Genomic DNA, 24,673 nt, shown 5'->3' on the forward strand with positions numbered 1-24,673 from the left:
GACCAGCGCTACCGCCGGGCCGGCCGCGTCGGCGGCGTGGCGCCGGAGGCGTCGGGACGACGGCGGGAGGGAGGCGAGGGAGGGGTACGGAAGGGGCACGGCGATCGCCTTCGTGAGGGGGCACGGGGGCGGTGCGGGGCGCGGACGGCGGCGCGGAGCCGAGTCCACCGTCCACCTCAGCCGAACGACGGGGCGGCCCGCCGGGTGACGGGCACCGGACAGTGACTCGCGTCACTATCGAGTCGATGCCCGGGCCGGGTTCCCGCCCGACGGGAACGGCACCGGGCCGGGGTGGGATCATCGGGGGGTGAGCCGCTCCGACACCGTCCGCTTCCGCTACAACCAGGCGATCCTGGTCGCCGCGGTCATCGCGGCCATCGGCGCCCTGCCGCTGGCCAGCGCCCGCTGGTACCTGCTGCCGGTGCTGCTCGTGCCGGTGGCGGTGGGCCTCTGGGCGTGGCGGGCCGGCACCGACGCCGACGCCCGGGAGCTGCGGCTGCGGGCGCTCGCCGGGCAGCGCCGGATCGGCTGGGAGCACGTCGTGGAACTGGTCACCGACCCGCGCGGGCGGGCGGTCGCCCGGCTCGACGACGGGCAACAGGTGGTGCTGCCGGCGGTACGCGGCACCGACCTGCCCCGGCTCGTCTCGGCCACCGGGCAGGCCCTCCCGGGCTCGGCCGGCTGAGCGGGAGCCAACCGCCGCGCCGCGGCGGCGTCCGGCGAAACCCACGACAGCGGCCGGGCGACCTGCGGCGCGGGCCCGCGGGCCGGCGGCTCAGTACCCGTCGACCACGGCGTTGATCAGCGGCTCCCCGGCCGCGAATCGCCGCACCTGATCGCCGACCAGCCGGTACGCGCGCGGCAGCAGCCCCCGTACCGAGCCGGCCACGTGCGGGGTGAGCAGCACGTTCGGCATCGCCCACAGCGGGTGGTCGGCGGGCAGCGGCTCCGGGTCGGTGACGTCCAGCGCGGCGGAGATCCGGCCGGTGGACAGCTCGGCGACCAGCGCGTCGGTCCGGGCGACCGGCCCGCGGGCGGCGTTGACCAGCAGCGCGCCGTCCCGCATCGCGGCGAGGAACTTCTCGTCGACCAGGCCCCGGGTCTGCTCGGTCAGCGGCACCAGCAGCACCACCACGTCCGCCTCCGGCAGCAGCCGCGGCAGCTCGTCGACGGCGGACACCCCCTGTTCGGGGCGGGCGGTGCGGGCGACCAGGGTGAAGTCGACCTCGAACGGGGCGAGCCGGGCCCGCACCGCCGAGCCGATCGAGCCGGCTCCGACGATCAGGACCCGCTTGCCGGCCAGCTCATCGGTCGGCGCCTCCGCGTCGTACGCCCACTCCCGGCGGGCCTGCGCCCGGGCGAACGCGGGGAAGGCGCGCAGCTGGGACAGGATCGCGGCGACCACCCACTCGGCGGTGGACGGGTCGTGCACCCCGCGCGCGTCGCAGAGCGTCACCCCGTCCGGGATCCGGCCGACCCAGGCGTCCGCCCCGGCGGAGAGCAGCTGCACCACCGCGAGGTCCGGCAGCTCGCGCACCAGCGCCGCGGCGGCCGGACCGGCCAGGAACGGCGGCACCCAGAACCGGACGCCGGCCACCGCCGAGGGGAGCCGGGTCGGGTCCTCGGCCACCTCGACCGTGACGCCCGGCGGCGGCTCGCCGAGCAGCACCCGCCCGGCCTCGTGCGGGATCCATACCTTCACGCCCGCCGACACTAGGCCCCCGCCCCGGTGATCGGCCGGCCGGGGCGGGTTCCGGCACCCGGACGGGTGCCCCCGGTGGGCGGGCCGACCCGGACCGTCGGCGGGGTGACGCAGACGACGACCGCGACCGCCCCGGCGGCACGAGTCGGCGCTGATTCGCCGGGGTATACGGGTGGCCGGAGCGCCGGTCGGCCTCCCTTCGCCCCGCTCGCCAGACAGGTGCACGATGACCGACGGCCCCCGTGAACAGCGCGCCCCGCGTTCCGTTACGAGCCCGGTGCTGGCCGACCCGGGCCGGCTGCGGTCGCTGGACGAGACCGGCCTGGGGCCGGCGCCGGACGAGGCGTTCGACCGGTTCGCCCGGCTGGTCGGTGACCTGCTCGACGTGCCGGTGGCGCTGGTCTCGCTGGTCGCCGCCGACCGGCAGTTCTTTCCCGGGGCGGTCGGCCTGCCGGAGCCCTGGGCCGCGCTGCGGCAGACGCCGCTGAGCCACTCGTTCTGCCAGCACGTGGTCGACCTCGAGGCGCCGATGGTGCTGCCGGACGCCCGGCTCGATCCCCGGGTGCGGGACAACCTGGCGGTGCCCGACCTGGGCGTGGTCGCGTACGCCGGGATGCCGCTGACCGACCTGGCCGGTCGGGTGCTCGGCGCGCTCTGCGCGATCGACAGCAAACCGCGCGCCTGGACCGCCGACCAGCTGCGCACGCTCGCCGACCTGGCCGCCGCCTGCTCGTCCGAGCTGCGGCTGCGGATCGCGCTGGACGGCGCCGAGCAGGCCAAGCGGCGGGCCGAGGATGCGCACGCCCGGCTGGAGCTGCTGGCCGGGCTGAGCGAGACGCTGGCCGGCACGCTGGAGGTCTCCACCGCGCTGCGCCGGCTCGGCGACACCATGGTGCCGCTGCTGGCCGACTGGTGCCTGGTGACGCTGGTCGGGCCGGACGGCTCGCCGCACGAGGTGGCCACCACCCACCGGGACCCGGCCCACGCGGCCGACGTGGCCCGCTTCGCCGAGCTGATGCGCACCCGGCTCAGCCCCGAGTCGATCACCCGCGCGGTGCTGCGGACCGGCCGGCCGGTGCTGGGTGGCGCCGGCAGCCTCGCCGACGTCCGGCGCGGCAGCATCGGCCCGGAGATGCCGGAGATCGCCGCCCGGGTCGGCTTCGCCTCGCACCTGACCGTGCCGGTCACCGACACCGGGCGCGGCCGGGTGCTGGGCACCATCACCCTGGTCAACGGGCCGGGGCGGCGGAGCTTCGACGACGGCGACCTGCTCACCGCACTGGATGTCGGCCGCCGCGCCGGGCAGGCGATCGGCAACAGCTCGATCTACGGCGAGCAGCGGCACGTCGCGCACGTCCTGCAACACAGCATGCTGCCGCAACTGCCGACGACCCGGGACCTGGAGCTGGCCGCCCGGTACCAGCCGGCTGCCGACCGGGTGGAGGTCGGCGGCGACTGGTACGACGCGTTCGTCCAGCCCGACGGGGACCTCGTCGCGGCCATCGGGGACGTCGCCGGCCACGACATCGAGGCGGCGGCCACCATGGGGCAGCTGCGCAACCTGGTCCGGGGCAACGCCTTCGGCCGGCCGTACGCCCCCGGCGAGCTGATGACCCACCTGGACGAGGTGATCCGCGGACTGGGCATCCGCTCCGCCGCCACCGCCGCCCTGCTCCGGTTGCGCCGCGACAGCGCGGGCGGCTGGTCGGTCAGCTGGTGCAACGCCGGGCACCCGGCCCCGCTGATGGTGCGGGCCGACGGGACGGTCCGGCCGCTCGCCGGGCCGCCGGAGCCGCTGCTCGGGCTGACCCGGCCGGTGTCCCGCACCACCCGGACCACCGACCTCGCCGCAGGCGACACCCTGCTGCTCTACACCGACGGGCTGGTGGAGCGTCGGGACCGGTCCATCGACCACGGCACGTCGGAGCTGCTCGACCGGCTGGCCGACACCCACGTGCTGCCGCTGGCCGAACTCTGCGACCTGCTGCTGGCCGGCGCCGACAGCCGGGAGGACGACGTCGCGTTGCTCGCCGTCCGGGCCCGCTGACCACGCGCCCGGTCCGGCCGCCCGCACCGGAGGCGGTGGGTCCGCAGGGGGCGGCCACCTGACCGCGCACCGCGGGTCGGCTCCGTCGGGCCGGTTTCCGGGCGCCAGCGGGCTAACCTTGGGCCGGTGAGCGCCCGTCCCCCGTACCCCCGCACCCGCCGCCTCCGGGCGGCCATCGCGGCGCCGTGCGCGGCGCTGCTGCTGGCGGCGACCGGCTGCAGCTTCGGCGAGCCGGAACCCGACCCGGCCGGCGAGCCACCCAACCTGCCGACCCCCTCGGCGACGGCCAGCCCCGGCGGGGCCGGCCAGCAGGTGGTCACCACCGTGCTGGCCAAGGGGCTGCGGGTGCCCTGGGGCATCGCCTTCCTGCCCGATGGCGGCGCGCTGGTCACCGAGCGGGACACCGCCCGGATCCTCAAGGTCGGCCCCGAGTCGGGGCCGGACGGGCTGAAGGTCACCGCGGTGCAGACCATCGCCGACGTGGCCGCCGCCGGCGAGGGCGGCCTGATGGGCATCGCCGTCTCCCCCGACTACGCCAAGGACCGGGCGGTCTTCGTCTACTACACCACCGAGCGGGACAACCGGGTCGCCCGGCTGCGGCTCGGCGAGGAACCGACCCCGATCCTGACCGGCATTCCCAAGGCCGGCATCCACAACGGCGGCGGCCTCGCCTTCGGCCCGGACGGGCGGCTCTACGCCAGCACCGGCGACGCGGGCGACCGGCCGCAGTCGCAGGACCCGAAGCGGCTCGGCGGCAAGATCCTGCGGATCACCGCCGACGGCAAGCCGGCGCCCGGCAACCCGTACCCCGACTCCCCCGTCTGGTCGATCGGCCACCGCAACGTGCAGGGCCTGGCCTGGGACGCCGGCAAGCGGATGTACGCCGTCGAGTTCGGCCAGAACACCTGGGACGAGATCAACGAGATCACCAAGGGCCGCAACTACGGGTGGCCGCAGGTCGAGGGGCGCGAGGACGACAAGCGCTTCGTCAACCCGGTCGTCCAGTGGCCCACCTCGGACGCGTCCTGTTCGGGAATGGCGGCGGTGGACCGGTTGTTGGTCACCGGGTGTCTGCGGGGCAAGCGGCTCTGGCTGGTCGAGCTGACCGACACCGGCACCGTCCTCGGCCAGCCGCGGGAGCTGCTGACCAACCGGTACGGCCGGCTGCGGGCGGTGGTCGCCGCCCCGGACGGCTCGCTCTGGGTGAGCACCTCCAACCACGACGGGCGGGGCGACCCGGCGCCCGAGGACGACCGGCTGCTGCGGTTGGTCTTCGCCGACGGCGGGGCCGGCCGAAGCTGACGGCACCCGCGGGTTTGTCAAGATCCTTCACTGGGCAGGTCGGGAACACATGGATGGGCAGCAGAACGAGCGACACGGCGACGGCGGCGAGGAGACTCCGGTGACCGGCCCCGCCCCCGACGTGCCGTTCGGAGCGCGCCCGCGCTCCCGACCCGACTGGCGCCGGCCGCTGCGCCGGCTGGGGATGACCCTGGCCGTACTGGTCGTCACCCTGGTCGGAGTGGTGGTCGGGGTGCTGGCCGGCGGGCAGGTGAGCACCGACATCGGGCCGTTCCACGCCGACCTGCGGGTGGCCCCGGCGGTCAGCGGCGGCACCACCGTCGACATCCCGCCGTTGGGCGCGCTGTTGCTGGACAGCCACGACGGGCCGACCCACCTGACCGTCGAGCTGGGCGCGCTCGACCAGGGGCGCACCGAGGCGCTGCTCGACGACCCGGCGAGCATCAACCGGGCGAGCCAGTCGGCGGTCGACGACGTCCGCGAGGGAGTGATGCGGCTCGGCCTGCGTACCGTGGCCTCGGCCGTGCTGGTCACCCTGGTGCTGGCGCTGCTGGTGTTCCGGAACACCCGCCGGGCGGCCTGGGCCGGCACGCTGGCGTTGCTGGTCACCGCCGGCAGCCTCGGCACCGCCGCGGCCACCCTGCGCCCGCAGTCGATCGAGGAGCCCCGCTACGAGGGCCTGCTGGTCAACGCCCCGGCGATCGTCGGCGACGCGCGCCGGATCGCCAACGACTACACCCGCTACGCCGAGCAGCTCCAGCGGCTCGTCGGCAACGTCAGCCAGCTCTACACCACTGTGTCGGCGCTGCCGGTCTACGAGCCCGAGCCGGACACCACCCGGGTGCTGCACGTCTCCGACATGCACCTCAACCCGACCGGCTGGCAGCTGATCCGCACCGTGGTGGAGCAGTTCGGCATCGACGTGGTGATCGACACGGGCGACATCACCGACTGGGGCAGCGAGCCGGAGGCCAACTACGTCGGCTCGATCGGGCTGCTCAAGAAGCCGTACGTCTTCATCCGGGGCAACCACGACTCGGGCCGGACGGCGGCCGCGGTGGCCCGCCAGCCGAACGCGATCGTGCTGAACAACAGCACCACGACGGTCGCCGGGCTCACCATCGCCGGCATCGGCGACCCGCGCTTCACGCCGGACAAGAACACCTCGCCGGCCGGCAGCGGCCTCACCAAGCAGGTCGCCGACCAGGTGATCGGTGCCGGCGAGCAGCTGGCGTTGACGGTACGCAGCTCGCCACGGCCGGTGAACATCGCGCTGGTGCACGACCCGGCCTCGGCGGGCCCGCTCTCCGGGACCTGCCCGCTGGTGCTCGCCGGGCACACCCACAACCGGCAGGTGTCGAAGCTGCCGGAGGTGGCCGGGCAGATGCCGACCCAGCTGATGGTGCAGGGCTCGACCGGCGGCGCCGGGCTGCGTGGCCTGGAGGGCGAGAAGCCGACCCCGCTGACCATGAGCGTGCTCTACTTCGACAAGGACAAGCTGCTCCAGGCGTACGACGACATCACCGTGGGCGGCACCGGCCAGGCCCAGGTGAACCTGGAGCGGCACATCGTGGAGGACCCGAAGGCCGGCGCCCCGGTTCCGGTCACCCCCACCCCGACCCGCTGACCGGCGGGGCGACTCAGCGCAGGGCGAGGGCGGCGAGGGCGGCGTTGACGATGCTGCCGGGCAGCAGGTCGTGCAGCTCGTACAACTCGCCGACGCTGCCGGACTGACCGAACTCGTCCACCCCGAGCGGCACCGCCGGGGCGCCGAGCGCCGAGCCGAGCCAGGCCATCGCGTGCGACGCGGCGTCGTGCACGGTCACCACCGGCACCCGGTCGGCGAAGGCGGTGCGCAGCGCGCCCGGCACGCTCGGCACGGTCGCGGTGCGGACGCCCTGGCGCAGGGTGCGCTGCCAGGCCCGGTAGAGCCGGTCCAGGCTGGTCACGTCCACCACGTGGGCGGCGATGCCCTCCTCGGCCAGCTCCGCCGCCGCCGCCAGCACCTCGGGCAGCACCGCGCCGGACGCGGCCAGTTGCACCACCGGTGCGTCGGCCAGGTGCGGATACGCCTGGTGCGCGTCGACCAGCCGGTACGCCCCGGCGACCGCCTGCCGGCGCAGCACCGCGTCGCCCAGCCGGGCCCGGGCCGCCTCGAAGGGCGCCTGGTCGATCGGGCGGGTGCTGAGCCGGAAGTAGTACGCCCCGTCCTCGGCCGGGGCGGCGGTGGCCGACGGGCTCGCCCCGCCGGCGATCTGACCCAGCGCGTCGCAGAGCAGCCAGTCCAGGGTGGCCGCGTACGCGGGCTCGACGAAGGTCACGCCGGGCAGCTCCAGCCCCACCGACGCGGTGATGGTGGACTGGTGGGCGCCGCCCTCCGGGGCGAGGGTGATCCCGGACGGGGTGCCGGCGACCACGAACCGGGAGCCGGAGTACGTGCCGTACAGGAAGGCGTCCAGGCCGCGCAGCACGAACGGGTCGTAGACCGTGCCGACCGGCAGCAGCGGCTGGCCGGACAGGTCCCACGAGAGGCCGAGCTGGCCGAGCAGCAGGAACAGGTTCATCTCCGAGATGCCCAGCTCGATGTGCTGGCCGGCGGGGCTCTCGGTCCAGCGCAGCATCCGGTCCTCGGTCCAGGAGCGCTGCTCGGTCGGGGCGAACACCCCGGTCTTGTTGATGAACCCGGCGAGGTTGGTCGAGGTGGCCACGTCCGGGGCGGTGGTCACCAGGTACTTCCCGACCTCCGGGTCGCGGGCCAGGTCCACCAGCACCCGGCCGAAGACCTCCTGGGTGGAGATCGGCTTGCTGGCGCGTACCCGGGTGGTCTCCGGGACGGTGACGCCCAGCGCCCGCTGCCGCGGCGGGCGGGACAGCGCCTCCCGGCGCTCGCCGGCCCGGATGCCGGCCGGGGACGCCGGGTCGAGGCGGTCCCACTCGGTCTCCGGCGTCAACCCGTGCGCGGCGCGCAGCGCGCCGACCTGCTCCGTGGTGAGCAGCGCGGAGTGGTTGCGCGGGTTGCCGGCGATCGGCAGCCCCCAGCCCTTCACCGTGTACGCGAAGACCACGCTGGGCCGGTCGGTGACCGCGTCGCACTGGGCGTACGCGTCGAGCAGCGCCGCCAGGTCGTGCCCGCCGAGGTCGGTGACCAGCGGCCCCAGCTCCTCGTCGGGGATGTCGGCGATGAACTCCGCGATGCCGGCCGGCGCGCCGTCGAGGAACTGCTTGCGCAGCGCCGGGCCGGCCAGCCCGAACAGCGACTGGTACTGCTCGTTGGGCATCGCGTCGATCCAGGACCGCAGCGCCGCGCCGCCCGGGCGGTCGTAGGCCTCGGCGAGCTTGCGGCCGTACTTGACCTCGACCACGTGCCAGCCGGCCGCCTCGAACTGGCCGCGCCACTGGTTGATCCGCACCCCGGGGACGACCCGGTCCAGCGACTGGCGGTTGAAGTCGACCAGCCACATGACGTTGCCCAGCCCGGTGGTGGCCGGGTCGGCGACCGCCTCCCAGATGTTCCCCTCGTCCAGCTCGGCGTCGCCGATCAGCGCGATGAACCGGGACCGTGGGCGCGGCCCGAAGTGCGCGTCCACGTAGCGCCGGGTGGCGGCGGCGAACAGCGGGGCCGCCGCGCCGAGCCCGACCGAGCCGGTGGAGAAGTCCACCTCGTCCGGGTCCTTGGTGCGCGACGGGTACGACTGGAGGCCGCCCCGGGCCCGCAGCTTCGTCAGGTACGACCGGTCCAGGTTGCCGAGCAGGTACTGGATGGCGTGGAACACCGGCGACGCGTGCGGCTTGACCGCCACCCGGTCCTCGGCGTCCAGGTGCGCGAACCAGAGCGCGGTCATCGCGGTGACCAGCGACGCGCTGGACGCCTGGTGCCCGCCCACCTTCACCCCGTCGCCGGTGTCGCGGTCATGGTTGGCCGCGTCGACGATCCGGGTGGCGAGCCAGAGCACCCGCCGCTGGATCTCGTCGAGGACGTCGAGGTCGTGCTGGTTCACGGTGGCTCCATCCGGGCGTCGCCGTTGACGCCCTGCCGAGGGGTGGCGCGGATCGCGCGCATTGCGGAAGTCGGCGGGACGGGCCGCCACCGCTCCCGGCGGCGGCCCGTCCGCGGGTGGTTCAGCCCTGGACGCCGAGGCGCGCCAGGATCAGCTCGCGGACCGTCTTCGCGTCCGCCTGGCCGCCGGTGGCCTTCATGACCGCGCCGACGAGCGCGCCGGCCGCGGCGACCTTGCCGCTGCGGACCTTCTCGGCGATCGCCGAGTTGGCGGCGATCGCCTCGTCGACGGCGGCGGTGAGCGCGCCGGTGTCCGAGACGACCTCCAGGTTGCGGTTGGTCATGATCTCGGTCGGCGAGCCCTCGCCGGCCACCACGCCCTCCAGCACGACCCGGGCCAGCTTGTCGTTGAGCTTGCCGGCGTCGACCAGGCCCTGCAGCTCGGCGACCTGGGCCGGGGTGGCCCCGACGTCGGCCAGCTCCACGCCGGTCTCGTTGGCCCGCCGGGACAGCTCGCCCAGCCACCACTTGCGGGCGGCGGCCGGGCTGGCGCCGGCGGCCACGGTCTGCTCGATCAGCTCGACCGCGCCGGCGTTGAGCACCGACTGCATGTCCGCCTCGGACAGGCCCCACTGCTCCTGCAGCCGGCGCCGGTGCAGCCGGGGCAGCTCCGGCAGGGCGGCCTTCAGCTCGACGACCCAGGCCGGGTCCGGCGCGAGCGGCACCAGGTCCGGCTCCGGAAAGTACCGGTAGTCGGTGGCGGTCTCCTTGGACCGGCCGGGCGTGGTGTCGCCGGTGTCCTCGTGGAAGTGCCGGGTCTCCTGGGTGATCCGGCCACCCGCGTCGAGGACGGACGCCTGCCGGATGATCTCCGACCGGACGGCCCGCTCGACCGACCGCAGCGAGTTGACGTTCTTGGTCTCGGTGCGGGTGCCCCACTCCTGCCCGGGCAGGTTGAGGGAGGTGTTGACGTCGCAGCGCAGCGACCCCTCCTCCATCCGCACGTCGGAGACGCCCAGCGAGCGGATCACGTCACGCAGCTCGGTGACGTACGCCCGGGCCACCTCGGGGGCGAGCGCGCCGGTGCCGGCGACCGGCTTGGTGACGATCTCGACCAGCGGGATGCCGGCCCGGTTGTAGTCGACCAGCGACTCGGTAGCGCCGTGGATCCGGCCGGTGGCGCCGCCGACGTGCAGCGTCTTGCCGGTGTCCTCCTCCAGGTGCACCCGCTCGATGCCGATCCGCACCAGCTCGCCGTTCACCTCGACGTCCAGGTAGCCGTCGACGCAGAGCGGCTCGTCGTACTGGCTGATCTGGAAGTTCTTCGGCATGTCCGGGTAGAAGTAGTTCTTCCGGGCGAACCGGCACCACTCGGCGATGGAGCAGTTCAGCGCCAGGCCGATCCGGATGGTCGCCTCGATGGCCGCCTTGTTGGCCACCGGCAGCGAGCCGGGCAGGCCCAGGCAGACCGGGCAGACCCGGGTGTTCGGCGCGCCGCCGAAGTCGGTCGGGCAGCCGCAGAACATCTTGGTGTTCGTGCCCAGCTCGACGTGGGTCTCCAGGCCGATCACCGGCTCATAACGCTCGACAACCTCGTCGTACGACGGCAGGACGATCGCGCTCATCGGTACTCCAGCTCTCGACACCCGGACAGACCCGACCAAGCCTAGTGGCTGGTCCGGCCCGACCTCGCGCGGGATTGTCCGACGCCCGGAATATCGCGTATCAGCGGCTCGGGCGCGAAGTGGGCCGGCGGTGCGGCGACGATCGCGCGGGGCGCGCCCGCCCACCCGGTGGCGCTCACGCGTCGCGTCGTTTCAGCACCAGGTAGCCGCCGACGAGGGCGGCGGCGGCCCAGAGCGCGAGGATGCCCAGTCCGGCCCAGGGGCCGTACGCGCGGGCCCAGCGCGGATCGTCCGGCGGCCCGGCCAGGTGCATGATCACCCAGCCGGCCTGGTCCGGCAGGAACTGCGTCACGGTCTTCAGCTTCGGGATGTTGCCGAGCCCCTGCCCACCGAGGAAGAGCAGCGGGATCAGGATCCCGAGCGACAGCGCCGAACTGCGCAGCATCGTCGCCACCCCCATGGCGAACACACAGATCAGCGTCAGATAGAGCCACGCGCCGACGATCGCCTGCGGCACCCCGTCCGCGCCGAGGGTTGTACCGCGCGGGCCGAGCGCCGCCTGCGCCACGACGAAGGTGGCCAGCACGGTGACCAACGAGACGCCCGCGACCAGCAGCGCGCCGGCGAGCACCTTGCCGCCGTAGAACACGCCCCGGCGGGGTACCGCCGCCAGCGACGTGCGGATCGTGCCGGAGCCGTACTCAGCGCCGACCACGAGCACCGCGAACGCCACCAGCGCGAGTTGGCCGAGGGTGAGGCTGTAGAACGTGGCGAAGAGCGGGTCGAAGTATGCCGATCCGTTGGGCGAAGGGTTGCGGAAGCTGAGCCCGAACAGGGCGGCGAGGCCGACGCAGAGGGTGAAACCCAGCAGGAGAAGCCAGCCGGTCGACCGGACAGTCCGTATCTTGGTCCATTCGGAGGTGAGGACTGCCCCGGCGCTCATCGCTGCCCTCCGACGGCCCGGTACTCGACGGTGTCCTCGGTGAGCCTCATGAACGCCTCCTCCAGCGTGGCCGACTGGGTGCTGACCTCGTGGACGGTCAGACCGTGCGCCGCAGCCAACTCGCCAATTTCCGGGGCTTGCGCCCCGTGTGTCTCCAACGCGCCGTCCGCCGCCTGCCGAACCCCGATGCCGGCCGCCGTCAGCGCGTCACGCATCCGCTCCGGCTCCGGCGTACGGATCCGGACGTACGAGTGGGCGTAGGCCTCGATGAAGCCACCAACGGTGGTGTCGGCGAGCAGCCGACCACGGCCGATCACGATCAGGCGTTCCGCGGTGAGCGCCATCTCGCTCATCAGGTGGCTGGAGACGAAGACCGTGCGTCCCTCGGCGGCCAGCCCTTTCATCAGGTTCCGGATCCACCGCACGCCCTCCGGGTCCAACCCGTTGACCGGCTCGTCGAACAGCAGCACCGGCGGGTCGCCGAGCAGCGCCGCGGCGATGCCGAGCCGCTGACCCATGCCGAGCGAGAAGCCCTTGACCCGTTTCCTCGCCACGTCGGCCAGACCGACCAGCTCCAGGACCTCCCGGACCCGGGCCGTCGGAATCCGGTTGCTCTGCGCCAGCCACAGCAGGTGGTGGTACGCGCTGCGGCCGGGGTGCACCGCCCCGGCTTCCAACAGGGCGCCGACCTGGCGTAGTGGTCCGGACAGCAGCCGGTAGCGCGAGCCGTCGATCAGCACCTGACCGCCGGAGGGCCGTTCAAGATCGAGCATCATTCGCATCGTGGTCGACTTCCCGGCGCCGTTCGGTCCGAGGAAGCCCGTCACCTGCCCGGGCCGCACGGTGAAGGTGAGGCCGTCCACGGCGACCGTGCTCCCGTACCGCTTGCTGAGATTGCGCACTTCGATCACCGGAACCAGGCTAGGGACCGGGCGGAACGGCGACAGTCCTCGAAGGTTCCCGGTCTCCGTCACCAAAGTTGACCCGGCGTCGCGCGCTATAGCCTGCTAGTCGTGGCCAAGTATCTTCTCGCCGCCATCGTGGCCGCGGTGGACACCCTGCTCCTGATGGCCGCCCACTCCGATGGCCTGCCCCCGGTGGCCATCGCGGGATACGCGCTGGCCGTCGTGCTGGTGATCGCCCTGCGGTACCGGAGCCCCGCGGCCTCGTTCGTGGCCGCGCTGGCCCTGGCCACGCTGACCGGTGGCACGAACGTCCTGCTGCTCTGGGCCGCCTACCAGGCCGGGCGGGCGGTCTTCTCCGCGACCGGCACCGCCGTGACCATGGGCGCGGCGGTCGGCGGTCTCGGTGCGCAGGTGGTAACCGCCCGGGGCGCGCCCGGAATCGCCCCCGTCGTCGCCACGTTCGTCGTGTTCGTCGCGCTGCCGCTGCTGGTCGGCAGGTACCTGGCGCAGCACGAGCGGCTGGTGTCGGCGCTCGACCGGAGCAACCGGCAGCTCCGCCGGGAACAGGAGATCCTCGCCGAGCGGGAACGGCTCGACGAACGGCTGCGGATCGCCCGGGACATGCACGATTCGCTCGGTCGCCGGCTCAGTCTCGTGTCGGTCCAGGCCGCCGCGCTGGAGGTGGCGGAGCTGCCACCGCGGCAGCAGCAGGAGGTCCGCCAGTTGGCGACCGCGACGCGCACGGCGATGGTCGAGTTGTACGAGCTGGTGGGGGCGCTCCGCGAACGGGACGAGGCACCCGCCGGGTCGACGGGGGTGCCGGCGATCGGCCGGCTGGTGGCCGAGTTCCAGGCGGCCGGGGTGCCGGTGACGCTGCACGAACACGGCGAGGCGCTGCCGCTGGCGACCACGGCCGAGCAGGCGGCGTACCGGGTCGTCGAGGAGGCGCTGACCAACGCCGTCAAGCACGCCCCGGGTCAGCCGGTCACTGTCGACGTCGGCTGGGAGGACGACGCGCTGCTGCTCACCGTCGTCAATCCGCTGGCCGACCCGCCGACCCCACGCAAGGGCGTCGGGTCGGGCCACGGCCTGACCGGGTTGAGCGAGCGGCTCCTCCCGGTCGGCGGGTTCCTGGATCACCGCTTGGCCGAGGGGTCGTTCCGGCTCTACGCGATGCTGCCCTGCCTACCGTCCGGCGTCGCGGAGCAGCCCGCCGACGACGACCACCCGCTCACGGTCGGACGTTTCCGTACGGTCGCTGTCGGGTTCGCCGCCGCGGTGCTGATGTTCGTGTTCCTCCCTGCGAGCATCCTCACGGGGGTGGGCTGAGTGATCAGAGTGCTGGTCGCCGACGACGAACCGCTGATCCGGGCCGGCATCCGCACCGTGCTGGAGTCGGCGCCGGACATCACGGTCCTCGCCGAGGCGGAGAATGGCCGGACAGCCGTGGCGGAGGCCGTCCGGCACCGCGTGGACGTCGCGCTGATCGACCTCAAGATGCCGGTGCTGGACGGGCTGGGCGCGATCGAGGAACTCCGTCGGCAGGCGCCGGAGCTGCGGGTGGTGGTGCTGACGTCCTTCGGCGCGGAACCGAACGTACTGCACGCCCTCCAGCACCGCGCGGCGGGATTCGTGCTCAAGAACTGCACCCCCGACGAGCTGGTCCGGGCGGTCCGGGCAGCGTACGTCGGCGACGCCTGGCTCTCCCCCGCCGTGACCCGCCTGGTGCTGGCCATGGTCACGCCGGTGACCGCCCGACGCCGGCAGGATGCCGGCGAACGGCTGCGCGCGTTGACGTCCCGCGAGCGGGAGGTCGTCGGGCTGGTGGCTGAGGGCCTGCCCAACGCGGAGATCGGCCGGCGGCTGCACATGAGCGAGACCACCATCAAGACCTATGTCAGCCGGATCCTCACCAAGCTCGACTGTGCGAACCGCGTCCAGGCGGCCCTGCTGGTCCGCGACACCGAGGGCCGGTAGGTGGCAGACCGGCCGCGCGGTGCCGGCCAGGACCCGGTCGGGATCCGGGCCGGCACCATGCGAACGACGCCGGCTACAGCGCCGGTGGGGTGAACGTGCCGACGGCGCTCTCCAGCGCGGCGGCGACCCGGTACATCCGGTCGTCGGCCATCGTCGGGGCCATGACCTGCAGGCCGACCGGCAGCCCGTCGGAGAGCCCGCACGGCACCGAGATGCCCGGGCCGCCGTACAGGTTCGTCGGGATGGTGAACAGGTCGGCCAGGTACATCTGGTACGGGTCGGAGGTGCGCGCCCCGATCGGGAACGCCACAAACGGGGTGGTCGGCGAGATCAGCGCGTCCACCTGCTCGAACGCGGCGGTGAAGTCGCGGGTGATCAGGGTGCGGACCTTCTGCGCCTGCCCGTAGTAGGCGTCGTAGTAGCCCGACGAGAGGGCGTACGTGCCGATCATGATGCGGCGCTTGACCTCGGGGCCGAAGCCGGCCTCCCGGGTCAGCGACATGACCTCCTCCAGCGACCGGTTGCCGTCGTCGCCGACCCGCAGGCCGAACCGGACGCCGTCGAACCGGGCCAGGTTGGAGGAGCACTCGCTCGGCGCGATCAGGTAGTACGCCGGCAGGGCGTACTTGAAGTTCGGGCAGGACACCTCGACGATCTCGGCGCCCAGCTTGGTGAGCGTGTCGACCGACTCGCGGAACGCGGCCATCACGCCCGGCTCGGCGCCCTCGCCGACGAACTCGCTGACGATGCCGAGCTTCACCCCGGTCAGGTCGCCGGTCGCGCCCCGCTTCGCGGCGGTCACCACGTCCGGCACCGGCTGCGGGATCGAGGTGGAGTCGCGTGGGTCGTGCCCGCCGATCACCTCGTGCAGCAGCGCGGCGTCCAGCACCGTACGGGCGCACGGGCCGGGGGTGTCCAGCGAGGAGGAGAACGCCACCAGGCCGTAGCGGGAGGTGCCGCCGTAGGTCGGCTTCGCGCCGACGGTGCCGGTGACCGCGCCGGGCTGACGGATCGAGCCGCCGGTGTCCGAGCCGATCGCCAGCGGCGCCTCGTACGCGGCCAACGCCGCGGCGCTGCCGCCGCCGGAGCCGCCCGGGATCCGGCTCAGGTCCCACGGGTTGTGGGTCGGGCCGTACGCGGAGTACTCGGTGGAGGAGCCCATCGCGAACTCGTCCATGTTGGTCTTGCCGAGCATCACCGTGCCGGCGGCGCGCAGCCGCTGCACGATCGTCGAGTCGTACGGCGGGCGCCAGCCCGCCAGGATCTTCGAGCCGACGGTGGTCGGCACGCCCTTGGTGGTGAGCACGTCCTTGACCGCGACCGGCACGCCGGCCAGCGGGCCGAGCCGCTCACCGGCGGCCCGCCGCTCGTCCACGGCGCGGGCCGCGGCCAGCGCGCCCTCGGCATCGACGTGCAGGAAGGCGTGCACCCGGTCGTCGACGGCCGCGATCCGGTCCAGGTGGGCCTGGGTGACCTCGACGGCGGAGGTCTCGCCCGCGGCCACCAGCCCGGCGATCTCCGTCGCGGTCAGCTTGGTCAGGTCGGTCATGACGCCACATCCTCATCCAGGATCCGCGGTACGCGGAACCGCTGCTCCTCGGCGTCGGGCGCGCCCGACAGCGCCTCCTCGGGGGTCAGGCACGGCGTCACCACGTCCTCGCGCAGGACGTTGGTCAGCGGCACCGAGTGCGAGGTCGGCGGAATGTCCGCGGCGGCGACCTCGCCTACCTGGGCGACCGCCTGGAGGATCACGTCGAGCTGGCCGGCGAAGGTGTCCAGCTCCTCCTCCGTGACGGCGAGCCGCGACAGTCGCGCCAGGTGCGCGACCTCCTCGCGGGAGATGGCGGCCATCAGTGCCCCCTTCGTGACTGTGCTGCTTCCTCCGGGCGGTGTGCCGACCACGCGGCGGTGGAGCGTGACGCGCGGTGACCGGAGCGAGTCTATTGTTCCGCCCCGGCGCCGCGCCCCCGACTCCCCCTCTCCGCGCCGGACGGGCCGGCTCAGCGGGTCGGCCGGCGCGGCAGGTCGTTGTCCGGGCCGCCGAGCGGACGGACCGGGCGGTACCGGGCCAACCAGCCGACCAGTTCCTCGGCCGGCATCGGGCGGGCGTAGAACCAGCCCTGGGCGGCGTCACAGCCGGCCGCGTGCAGCATCCGCCAGGTCCGCTCGTCCTCCACGCCCTCGGCGACCACCCGCAGCCCGAGCGCCCCGGCCAGCTCGATCATCGAGCGGACGATCGCCGCGTCGTCGGCGTCCTCGGCCATCCCGAGGACGAAGGACCGGTCGACCTTCACCTCGGACAGCGGCAACCGGCGCAGGTGTTGCAGCGACGAGTAGCCGGTACCGAAGTCGTCCAGCGCGATACCCACCCCGATCCGGTGCAGCCGGGCGATGGTGGCCAGCACCCGGCGCGGGTCGGCCATCAGCGCCCCCTCGGTGATCTCCAGTTGCAGCCGCTGCGGCGGTACGCCGTACCGGGCGAGCCGGTCGGCGATCTGGTCGGCGATCTCCCCGGTGTGCAGGTCCCGGACGCTGACGTTCACCGCCGCCCGCAGCCCGATGCCGGCGGCCGACCACTTCGCGAGTTGCTCCACCACGTCGTCGACCACCCGCCGGGTGAGCAGGCGCATCACCGCGCTCTGCTCGGCGACCCGGATCAGCTCCTCCGGGTCGACCATGCCCCGCCGTGGGTGCCGCCAGCGCAGCAGCGCCTCGACGCCGACCACCTCGCCGGTGGCGATGGCGATCTGCGGCTGGTAGTACATGGTGATCTCGCCGGCCTCGGCGGTCGGCGCGGCGGGGTGGGCCGCCGGCAGGGCGTCGCCGTCCCGACCGGGCAGCGACGCCGCGCCGCCGGGCTGCGCCCCACCGGCGGCGAAACCAGCCGGCTCGGCCTGGCGAACCTCGGCCGGCTCGCCCACCGGTCGCGGTCGGTCGGGCTCCGCCGCGCGCCGCCGGTCAACGATGGGGGTGGTGGACGCCCGCCGCCGGATCGGGTCGGCGCCGGCGAGGATCCGGGCGATCAACTCGTCGTCCTGGTGGGCCGGGTCGGGCCGCTGCCGCCGGGTCCACCACCGGCGACCGGGCCGGCCAACCGCCGTCCGGCGCGAACGCCGCCCGCCCCCGGTCGTCGCCGCACCGCTCGACGCCTCCCCGCCCGGCACGGCGGTCGGGGCGCCGCGCCAAACCGGCTCCCTGCCTGGCCCGGCCGATGCCGCGCCGCCCGGCGCCGCGCCCCCGCCTGTCCAGGCGGCCGCCGTGCCGTTCGGCACCGGATCCCCGGCGGGCAGGGGCGTCGCGCCGTCGCCCGCCGGCTCGGTGGCGGGCAGGGACGGCGCGGGGAGGGTGGCGCCGTCGCCGCCACGGGTTCCGCCCGGCCCGACATCCAGCGCGCCGGTGCCGGCCGAGCCGCCGGCAGTCGAGCCCGTGGCGGCCGGACCGCCGGTGGCCGGGCCGGATTCCAGCACCCGGCGCAGGTCGGCGAGGAGCCCGAGCCGCTCGGCGGAGTTGTGGTCGGACTCAGCGGCGTAGACGGCGACCGTGTCGTTGCGGTGCTTGGCGTCGTACATCGCCACGTCGGCGTGACGCATCAGGGTGGCGAAGTCCTCGCCGTGCTCGGGGAAGAGGGCGATGCCGATCGACCCGCCGACGTCCAGCGGGAGCCCGTCCAGGGACACCGGCTCGGCCAGCACCCGCACCACCCGGTCGGCCAGCTCACGCGCCTGCCCCACGTCGGTGAGCCCGGTCATCACGATGGCGAACTCGTCACCGCCGAGGCGCGCCACCATGTCCGGCTCGTCGACCACGGTGGTCAGCCGGGCGCTCACCTCGACCAGCAGCCGGTCCCCCACCGCGTGGCCGAGGGCGTCGTTGACGTTCTTGAACCGGTCCAGGTCGATCAGGAGCAGCGCCAGGTGCGCCTCCGGCTCGCCGCGGGCCGCCCGCTCGGCGTGCAGGTGCACCTGCTCGCCCACCTCGGCCAGCAGCGCCTTGCGGTTGGGCAGCCCGGTGAGCGGGTCGAGGGAGGCCACCTGCTGCTGCTCGACGGTGAGCCGGGCCATCCGGTACACGGCGAAGAGCGGCACCAGCACCAGCGGGATCAGCGCCGCGCTGGCCCGCGCCGCCGCCACCAGCACCGGCGCCAGCAGCAGCAACGAGCCGGTGGACAGCAGCTCGAACGGCAGGCCCTGCCGGGCCGACGGCCACCAACGGTCGCCGAATCGCAGCCGTACGGCCGCGCTGACCAGGCCGTAGTTGACCACGAACCAGGCCACCGTGGCGCCGCCGACCGCCGCCACGTCGGCCCACCGCAGCCGGTGGCCGTCGAAGATGCCGTCCGGGCCGAGCCGGGTGATGCCGTACGCGGCGGCCAGCGCACAGGCGTACTGGCCGGCGTTGAACGCGGTACGCCAGGCGGCGTGCCCCATCCGCCACCCGGAAACCACCACCGCCACGGCCTGCACCGCGACCGCCGGACCCAGCCCCCAACCGAGCAGGATGGCGAAGGTGAAGCAGGTCGACGGGAAGACCGCGGAGGACTGCCGTCGCCCCGGCGGGACGAACGGACGGGCGTCGCAGCCGATCGCGAGCACCGCCATCGTCCAGAACGCCGCCGGCAGCCGGGACACCTGCTCCGGCAGTGCGGCCAACGACGGTGCCGAGACCAGCACGGCGACGGCGAGCACCGCGGCCACGAAGGCGGAGAACGGTCCGGTGCGTCCAGGTGGGACGGAGTTGCGCGGATCGGCGGTCTCCATCACACCTCCCGGGATGCCGTGGCGCGTTCACGCGCCGTGCACCAATGAAACGCCCTCGGTGCCGGGTTCCCCGGTATGACAGTCACGAATCGGTCGTAGTCGTAATTAAGTTGGTATACGCGGCCAGGTGCCCGCAAGATCCCCATCTGCCCCGTCGAACCAGGCGGCGGAGCGGGTGGCGGTCAACCCTCGACGCGGGCGACCTCGCGGGCGGCGCCCGGCCCGGCGTCGAGGAGCACCTGGAAGCCCTCCTCGTCGAGGATCGGCACCTTGAGGCTGGCCGCCTTGTCGGCCTTGGAACCCGGGTTGTCGCCCACCACCACGAAGCCGGTCTTCTTGGAGACCGAGCCGCTCACCTTCCCGCCCCGGGACTGGATCGCCTCGGCGGCCTGGTCGCGGGAGAAGCCGGCCAGGGTGCCCGTCACCACCACGGTGACCCCCTCCAGCGGGCGCGGCCCCTCGTCCACGGCCTCCTCGGCCATCCGTACCCCGGCCTCGGCCCACTTGCGCACCACCTCGCGGTGCCAGTCGACGGCGAACCACTCGCGGATGCTGGCGGCGATCGTCGGGCCCACCCCGTCGACCGAGGAGAGCTCCTCCTCGCTGGCCTTGTCGATCGCCTCGATGGAGCGGAAGTGCCGGGCCAGCGCCTGCGCGGCGGTCGGGCCGACGTGCCGGATGGAGAGCGCCACCAGCACCCGCCACAGGTCGCGTTCCTTGGCCACCGCGAGGTTGTCCAGCAGCTTGACCGCGTTGCTGCCCAGGCTGCCGTCCTTGTTGACGAAGAACGGCGACCGCGCCAACTGGTCGGCGTCGAGCAGGAAGAGATCCCCCTCGTCCTGGATGATCTCGGCGTCGAGCAGCGCCGCGGCCCCCTTGTAACCGAGCACCTCGATGTCGAACGCACCGCGGCCGGCCAGGTGGAAGACCCGCTCGCGCAGTTGCGCGGGGCAGCTGCGGGTGTTGGGGCAACGGATGTCGACGTCGCCCTCCTTGGCGGGAGCGAGCGGCGTGCCACAGGCCGGGCAGTTGGTGGGCATCACGAACGGCCGGGCGTCGGCGGGCCGCAGGTCGACCACCGGGCCGAGCACCTCGGGAATGACGTCGCCGGCCTTGCGGATGACCACCGTGTCGCCGATCAGCACGCCCTTGCGTTCCACCTCGCGGGCGTTGTGCAGGGTGGCCAGCGCGACCGTCGAGCCGGCCACGCGCACCGGTTCCAACACCGCGAACGGGGTGACCCGGCCGGTACGCCCGACGTTGACGTCGATGTCGAGCAGCTTGGTGTTGACCTCCTCCGGCGGGTATTTGAAGGCGATCGCCCAGCGGGGCGCGCGGCTGGTCGAGCCGAGGCGGCCCTGGATGGAGACCGGGTCGACCTTGACCACCACGCCGTCGATCTCGTGCTCGACGTCGTGCCGGTGCTCGGCGTAGTGGGCGATGTACCCGGCCACGCCGGCCAGGTCGGGCACCACCCGCCACCGGTCGCTGGTCGGCAGGCCCCACGCCTTCAGCGCCGCGTACGACTCGGACTGGGCGGTCGGCTGGAAGCCGCGGCGCGCGCCGATGCCGTGCACCACCAGGCGCAACGGGCGGGACGCGGTGATCCGCGGGTCCTTCTGCCGGAGACTGCCGGCCGCCGCGTTGCGCGGGTTGGCGAACGGCGGCTTGCCCTGCTCGACGAGCCCCGCGTTGAGGTCGGCGAAGGCGGCCACCGGGAAGTAGATCTCGCCCCGGACCTCCAGGAGCTCCGGAATGTCGGGGAACTCGGCGGACGGGGTGAGCCGCCCCGGCACGTCCCGGATGCTGCGCACGTTGGCGGTGACGTCCTCACCGGTGCGGCCGTCGCCCCGGGTGGCGGCCCGGACCAGCCGGCCGCGCTCGTAGGTGAGGTTGATGGCCAGCCCGTCGACCTTGAGCTCGCACAGGTAGGGCACCGGGCCGCCGGCGTCGCGCTCGACCCGCTCGGCCCAGGCGGCCAGTTCCTCGTCGGCGAACGCGTTGTCGAGCGACATCATCCGCTCGGCGTGGGTGACCGCGGTGAAGTCGGTGGAGAAGGTGCCGCCCACCCGCTGCGTCGGCGAGTCGGGCGTACGCAGCGCCGGGTACCGCTCCTCCAGCGCCTCCAGCTCACGCAACTGCCGGTCGAACTCGGCGTCGGAGATCGTCGGCGCGTCCAGCACGTAGTAGCGGTACTGGTGCTCGGTCAGCTCCTGGCTGAGCGTGGCGTGCCGCTCCCGCGCCTGCGGGGTCGGCTCGCCACCCGCCGCGGCCTCCTGCGCCGGGCTCACCTGCTGCGCGACCGCATCCTCGGACATCGCCCCGGACCCGTCGCCGTCTGTGGACACCTTGCTGTCCTTGGACACCACGTGCGACCTCCCTGATCACGCTACCCCCGCACGGTATCCGGAAGGTGAGACAATCCGCCGCCCACCCGCCGCCGGCCCGGGCTTTCGGCGGGGCCGGCCGCGCCGTGCGAGGATCGCCGCACGGCGGGCCCTACGACCGCCGGCCGACGACACCGGCGAGTGACGGGGGTACGGATGCCCGAGTGGCTGCTCTGGGCGGCGGCGATCGTGCTGGCCGTCGCGGCGGGCTGGGCCTGGAGCGAGCTACGCCGACGCCCGAGCCGCCGCGCCCCGCCCGGCCGGGCGACGGGCGTCGCCGGGGTGGGGCCCGGTGACCCATCGGTTCGCCTTCCGGTTCGACCCGGTGTTCCGGCCGGGTCTCGCGCTGGTCGGCGTCCGGCCCGCGACGGCGTGGGTACGGGTCGACGACGCGGAACTGATCGTCCGGTTCGGCCCGTGGCGGCTGCGCACCGGCCGGGGCAACGTCACCGGGGTGGAGGTGGCCGGTCCGTACCGCTGGTGGCGGGCGATCGGCCCGCGCCTGTCGCTCTCCGACGCCGGCGTCACGTTCGGCAGCAGCACCCGCGCCGGCGTCTGCGTACGGTTCGCCGAACCGGTTCCCGCCCTGCTGCCCGGCGGCCGGCTGCGGCACCCGGCGGTGACCGTGACGGTCGCCGATCCGGACGGCCTGGCCCGCGTGCTGTCCGGCCCGGTGGCCCGCTGAGCGGCCTCGGTCCACCCCGCTCCGGCGTCGGTCCGGGCGCGTTCAGGCGGGGAGCCGGGCGGGCTGCGTCCGGTCCGCGAAGGCGGTGGGACCGGCCGACTTCGTCCGTTCCGCCCGGCCGGCCGCCGGGCACCGCCTACCTTTTGGGCAGGACGGCCGAGGGTGGGACGGGGGATGGCTGACGAGCAGCGGGGGAAGACGCGACGCCCGCGTGGGCGCCCGCAGCCGGCGTCCCGGGGTCCCGGGCCGGAGCTGCGTGCCGCCCGCGACCCGACCCGCCCCGGCGACCGCGCCGGCCACCGGGTCAGCCTCCCGGAGCGGGTGGAGAACCTGGTGCGCCGGCAGGAGCCGGAGGGCCGGCTGCGCCGGTGGTTGTTCGAGCACCAGGTGCAGCCGCTCGGCCCGGAGACCACCGAGCGGCAGGCCCGGTCGCACGCCTGGTGGCAGGTGATGTGCCTGACCGGGGTGGACTACTTCTCCACGCTGTCCTACCTGCCGGGCATCGCGGCGGTGGCCGCCGGGGCGTTGTCGCCGCTGGCGACCCTGCTGATCGTGGCGCTCACCCTGTTCGGGATGCTGCCGATGTACCGCCGGGTGGCCCGGGAGAGCCCGCACGGGCAGGGGTCGGTGGCGATGCTGGAGCGGCTGCTGCCGTTCTGGCGGGGCAAGATCTTCGTCCTCGTCCTGCTCGGCTTCGTGGCCACCTCGTGGATCATCACGATCACCCTCTCCTCGGCGGACGCCACCGTGCACCTGCTGGAGAACCCGTACCTGCCGGCGGGTTTCGGTGGTCCGCTGGCGGCGGTGGCGGTGACCGTGCTCCTGCTGCTGGTCCTCGGCGGGGTGTTCCTGCTCGGCTTCCGCGAGGCAGTGGTGGTGGCGATCCCGCTGGTCGCCGTCTTCCTCGCCCTCAACGCGGTGATCGTCGGCGTGACGGTCGCCGAGATCGTGGCGGACCCGGGCCAGTTGTCCGACTGGACCGCCGCGCTGACCACCACCGGCGGGCCCGCCGACGTGACGCTGACCGCCGTGCTCGCCTTTCCGCTGCTGGTGCTGGGGCTGTCCGGCTTCGAGACCGGGGTCAGCATGATGCCGCTGGTGGCCGGGCGGGGTCCGGACCCGCAGGCCCGGCTGGCCGCCCGGATCCGCAACACCCGCCGGTTGCTCACCACCGCCGCACTGATCATGTCGGTGTACCTGGTCACCACCACGTTCGTCACCACGGTGCTGATTCCCGCCGAGGAGTTCGAGCCGGGCGGCGCGGCCAACGGGCGGGCGCTGGCGTTCCTCGCTCACGAGCACGTCGGCGAGGGCTTCGGCACGGTGTACGACGTCAGCAGCATCCTGATCCTCTGGTTCGCCGGCGCCTCGGCGATGGCCGGCCTGATCAACATCGTGCCCCGCTACCTGCCCTCGTACGGGATGGCGCCCGAGTGGGCCCGCGCGGTGCGGCCGGTGGTCATCGTCTACACGCTGGTCTGTGTGGCCATCACCATCATCTTCCGGGCCGACGTGAACGCCCAGGCCGGGGCGTACGCCACCGGGATCCTCGCGATGATGGTCTCCGCCGCGGTGGCGGTGGCCATCGCGACGGCCCGCCAGCACCGGCGGGGCGTCGCCACCGGCTTCACCGTGCTCGTCCTCGTGCTGCTGTACGCGCTGGTCGAGAACGTCATCGAGCAACCGGACGGAATCACCATCTCGGCCCTGTTCATCCTCGGCATCATCGCCGTCTCGCTGGTCTCCCGGGTCACCCGCACCACCGAACTGCGCGCCGAGCGGATCGAGTTCGACGAGCCGGCCCGGCGCTACATCCAGGAGTCGCTGGCGCACGACGGCCGGCTGCACCTGATCGCCAACAAGCGCGACAGCGGCGCGGTCAAGGAGTACACCGTCAAGGAGCGGGCGCAGCGCGGGATGAACCCGGTGCCGGGCGCGGCCGACGTGCTCTTCCTGGAGATCGACGTGGTCGACCCGTCCGAGTTCAGCCAGGTGCTGCGGGTGCACGGCGTCGAGGTCGGCGGGTTCCGGGTGCTGCGGGCCAGCAGCCCGGCCGCCCCGAACGCCATCGCCGCGATCCTGCTCGCGCTCCGCGACGCCACCGGGGTGCGGCCGCACGCGCACTTCGAGTGGTCGGAGGGCAGCCCGATCGCCCACCTGCTGCGCTACCTGATCCTCGGTCGCGGCGACACCCCGCCGGTGGTCCGGGAGATCCTGCGCCGCTCCGAACCCGACCCGACCCGCCGGCCGGGAATCCACGTCGGCGGATGATCCGCGGCCGCCGGAGGGAACCATTCGGTGCCCCGCTGGGGTAGATGAAGGCGAACGGCACGTTTATTCATGTTC

The 24,673-nt window shown here is 74.0% G+C and carries 17 protein-coding genes; 8 read left to right on the forward strand and 9 right to left on the reverse strand.

The features are described 5' to 3' along the window. The first annotated feature begins 307 nt into the window (after nucleotides 1–307). Complete coding sequence (locus DLJ47_RS08305) at nucleotides 308–685, forward strand: PH domain-containing protein (protein ID WP_109899477.1); 378 nt, start codon at nucleotides 308–310, stop codon at nucleotides 683–685. A 90-nt stretch (nucleotides 686–775) separates the two neighbouring features. Here the strand turns inward: DLJ47_RS08305 and DLJ47_RS08310 are convergent, their stop codons facing one another. Then, the gene (locus DLJ47_RS08310) at nucleotides 776–1,702 is read right to left on the reverse strand and encodes a 2-hydroxyacid dehydrogenase (protein ID WP_109899499.1); all 927 of its coding nucleotides are present in this window, start codon (nucleotides 1,700–1,702) and stop codon (nucleotides 776–778) included. Between the two features lie 226 nt (nucleotides 1,703–1,928). On the opposite strand from DLJ47_RS08310, the gene DLJ47_RS08315 reads away from it, so the two are divergent. The 3 genes from DLJ47_RS08315 (at nucleotide 1,929) to DLJ47_RS08325 (ending at nucleotide 6,678) form a co-directional block, all read left to right on the forward strand. Then, entirely contained in the window at nucleotides 1,929–3,749 is a 1,821-nt protein-coding gene (locus tag DLJ47_RS08315) for a SpoIIE family protein phosphatase (protein WP_109899478.1), read from the forward strand. A gap of 126 nt (nucleotides 3,750–3,875) precedes the next feature. Continuing rightward, on the forward strand, nucleotides 3,876–5,051 hold the full coding sequence (locus tag DLJ47_RS08320) for a PQQ-dependent sugar dehydrogenase (RefSeq protein WP_109899479.1): 1,176 nt from the start codon (nucleotides 3,876–3,878) through the stop codon (nucleotides 5,049–5,051). Between the two features lie 49 nt (nucleotides 5,052–5,100). Then, nucleotides 5,101–6,678, forward strand: a complete 1,578-nt coding sequence (locus DLJ47_RS08325) for a metallophosphoesterase (RefSeq protein ID WP_109899480.1) — start codon at nucleotides 5,101–5,103, stop codon at nucleotides 6,676–6,678. A gap of 13 nt (nucleotides 6,679–6,691) precedes the next feature. Here the strand turns inward: DLJ47_RS08325 and DLJ47_RS08330 are convergent, their stop codons facing one another. The 4 genes from DLJ47_RS08330 to DLJ47_RS08345 form a co-directional block, all read right to left on the reverse strand. Beyond that, nucleotides 6,692–9,049 carry a transketolase-like TK C-terminal-containing protein gene (locus tag DLJ47_RS08330; protein WP_109899481.1) on the reverse strand — a complete coding sequence of 786 codons (2,358 nt, stop codon included), beginning with the start codon at nucleotides 9,047–9,049 and terminating at the stop codon, nucleotides 6,692–6,694. A gap of 121 nt (nucleotides 9,050–9,170) precedes the next feature. Continuing rightward, nucleotides 9,171–10,673: an Asp-tRNA(Asn)/Glu-tRNA(Gln) amidotransferase subunit GatB gene (gatB, locus tag DLJ47_RS08335; protein ID WP_109899482.1), complete on the reverse strand. Its 1,503-nt coding sequence runs from the start codon at nucleotides 10,671–10,673 to the stop codon at nucleotides 9,171–9,173. A gap of 175 nt (nucleotides 10,674–10,848) precedes the next feature. Next, nucleotides 10,849–11,616, reverse strand: coding sequence for an ABC transporter permease (locus tag DLJ47_RS08340; RefSeq protein ID WP_109899483.1), 768 nt, complete (start codon nucleotides 11,614–11,616; stop codon nucleotides 10,849–10,851). After that, nucleotides 11,613–12,527 (reverse strand): ATP-binding cassette domain-containing protein, encoded by a 915-nt coding sequence (locus DLJ47_RS08345; protein WP_109899484.1) that lies wholly within the window; start codon nucleotides 12,525–12,527, stop codon nucleotides 11,613–11,615. The genes DLJ47_RS08340 and DLJ47_RS08345 overlap by 4 nt, the downstream gene beginning before the upstream one ends. Nucleotides 12,528–12,629: 102 nt before the next feature. On the opposite strand from DLJ47_RS08345, the gene DLJ47_RS08350 reads away from it, so the two are divergent. Then, on the forward strand, nucleotides 12,630–13,850 hold the full coding sequence (locus DLJ47_RS08350) for a sensor histidine kinase (RefSeq protein ID WP_109899485.1): 1,221 nt from the start codon (nucleotides 12,630–12,632) through the stop codon (nucleotides 13,848–13,850). Next, nucleotides 13,851–14,498 carry a response regulator gene (locus DLJ47_RS08355; RefSeq protein WP_109899486.1) on the forward strand — a complete coding sequence of 216 codons (648 nt, stop codon included), beginning with the start codon at nucleotides 13,851–13,853 and terminating at the stop codon, nucleotides 14,496–14,498. It begins immediately after the preceding gene. Nucleotides 14,499–14,571: 73 nt separating this feature from the next. Here the strand turns inward: DLJ47_RS08355 and gatA are convergent, their stop codons facing one another. The 4 genes from gatA to ligA all read right to left on the reverse strand — a co-directional run bounded on the left by gatA (nucleotide 14,572) and on the right by ligA (nucleotide 21,573). Further along, nucleotides 14,572–16,047, reverse strand: a complete 1,476-nt coding sequence (gene gatA, locus DLJ47_RS08360) for an Asp-tRNA(Asn)/Glu-tRNA(Gln) amidotransferase subunit GatA (RefSeq protein WP_109899487.1) — start codon at nucleotides 16,045–16,047, stop codon at nucleotides 14,572–14,574. Further along, entirely contained in the window at nucleotides 16,044–16,349 is a 306-nt protein-coding gene (gatC, locus tag DLJ47_RS08365) for an Asp-tRNA(Asn)/Glu-tRNA(Gln) amidotransferase subunit GatC (RefSeq protein ID WP_088995614.1), read from the reverse strand. The genes gatA and gatC overlap by 4 nt, the downstream gene beginning before the upstream one ends. A 149-nt stretch (nucleotides 16,350–16,498) precedes the next feature. Further along, a complete protein-coding gene (locus DLJ47_RS08370) occupies nucleotides 16,499–19,255 on the reverse strand; it encodes a bifunctional diguanylate cyclase/phosphodiesterase (protein ID WP_109899488.1) in 2,757 nt (918 codons plus the stop codon). A gap of 182 nt (nucleotides 19,256–19,437) precedes the next feature. Next, a complete protein-coding gene (gene ligA, locus DLJ47_RS08375) occupies nucleotides 19,438–21,573 on the reverse strand; it encodes an NAD-dependent DNA ligase LigA (protein WP_109899500.1) in 2,136 nt (711 codons plus the stop codon). A 361-nt stretch (nucleotides 21,574–21,934) separates the two neighbouring features. Here ligA and DLJ47_RS08380 point away from each other — a divergent pair, with 361 nt between their 5' ends. Then, a complete protein-coding gene (locus DLJ47_RS08380) occupies nucleotides 21,935–22,327 on the forward strand; it encodes a hypothetical protein (protein WP_109899489.1) in 393 nt (130 codons plus the stop codon). Between the two features lie 174 nt (nucleotides 22,328–22,501). Then, a complete protein-coding gene (locus tag DLJ47_RS08385; protein WP_233257725.1) occupies nucleotides 22,502–24,598 on the forward strand; it encodes an amino acid transporter in 2,097 nt (698 codons plus the stop codon). The last annotated feature ends 75 nt before the right edge of the window (nucleotides 24,599–24,673 follow it).

This window comes from Micromonospora sp. S4605 (assembly GCF_003176715.1).
GTDB classification, from domain to species: Bacteria; Actinomycetota; Actinomycetes; order Mycobacteriales; family Micromonosporaceae; genus Micromonospora; species Micromonospora echinaurantiaca.

Excerpts from the sequence above, each read along its gene's own strand:
- DLJ47_RS08325 (WP_109899480.1), top strand. The coding sequence starts at position 5,101 with ATGGATGGGCAGCAGAACGAGCGACACGGCGACGGCGGCGAGGAGACT.
- DLJ47_RS08340 (WP_109899483.1), bottom strand. The coding sequence starts at position 11,616 with ATGAGCGCCGGGGCAGTCCTCACCTCCGAATGGACCAAGATACGGACT.
- ligA (WP_109899500.1), bottom strand. The coding sequence starts at position 21,573 with ATGTCCGAGGATGCGGTCGCGCAGCAGGTGAGCCCGGCGCAGGAGGCC.
- gatC (WP_088995614.1), bottom strand. The coding sequence starts at position 16,349 with ATGGCCGCCATCTCCCGCGAGGAGGTCGCGCACCTGGCGCGACTGTCG.
- gatA (WP_109899487.1), bottom strand. The coding sequence starts at position 16,047 with ATGACCGACCTGACCAAGCTGACCGCGACGGAGATCGCCGGGCTGGTG.
- DLJ47_RS08385 (WP_233257725.1), top strand. The coding sequence starts at position 22,502 with ATGGCTGACGAGCAGCGGGGGAAGACGCGACGCCCGCGTGGGCGCCCG.
- DLJ47_RS08315 (WP_109899478.1), top strand. The coding sequence starts at position 1,929 with ATGACCGACGGCCCCCGTGAACAGCGCGCCCCGCGTTCCGTTACGAGC.
- gatB (WP_109899482.1), bottom strand. The coding sequence starts at position 10,673 with ATGAGCGCGATCGTCCTGCCGTCGTACGACGAGGTTGTCGAGCGTTAT.
- DLJ47_RS08370 (WP_109899488.1), bottom strand. The coding sequence starts at position 19,255 with ATGGAGACCGCCGATCCGCGCAACTCCGTCCCACCTGGACGCACCGGA.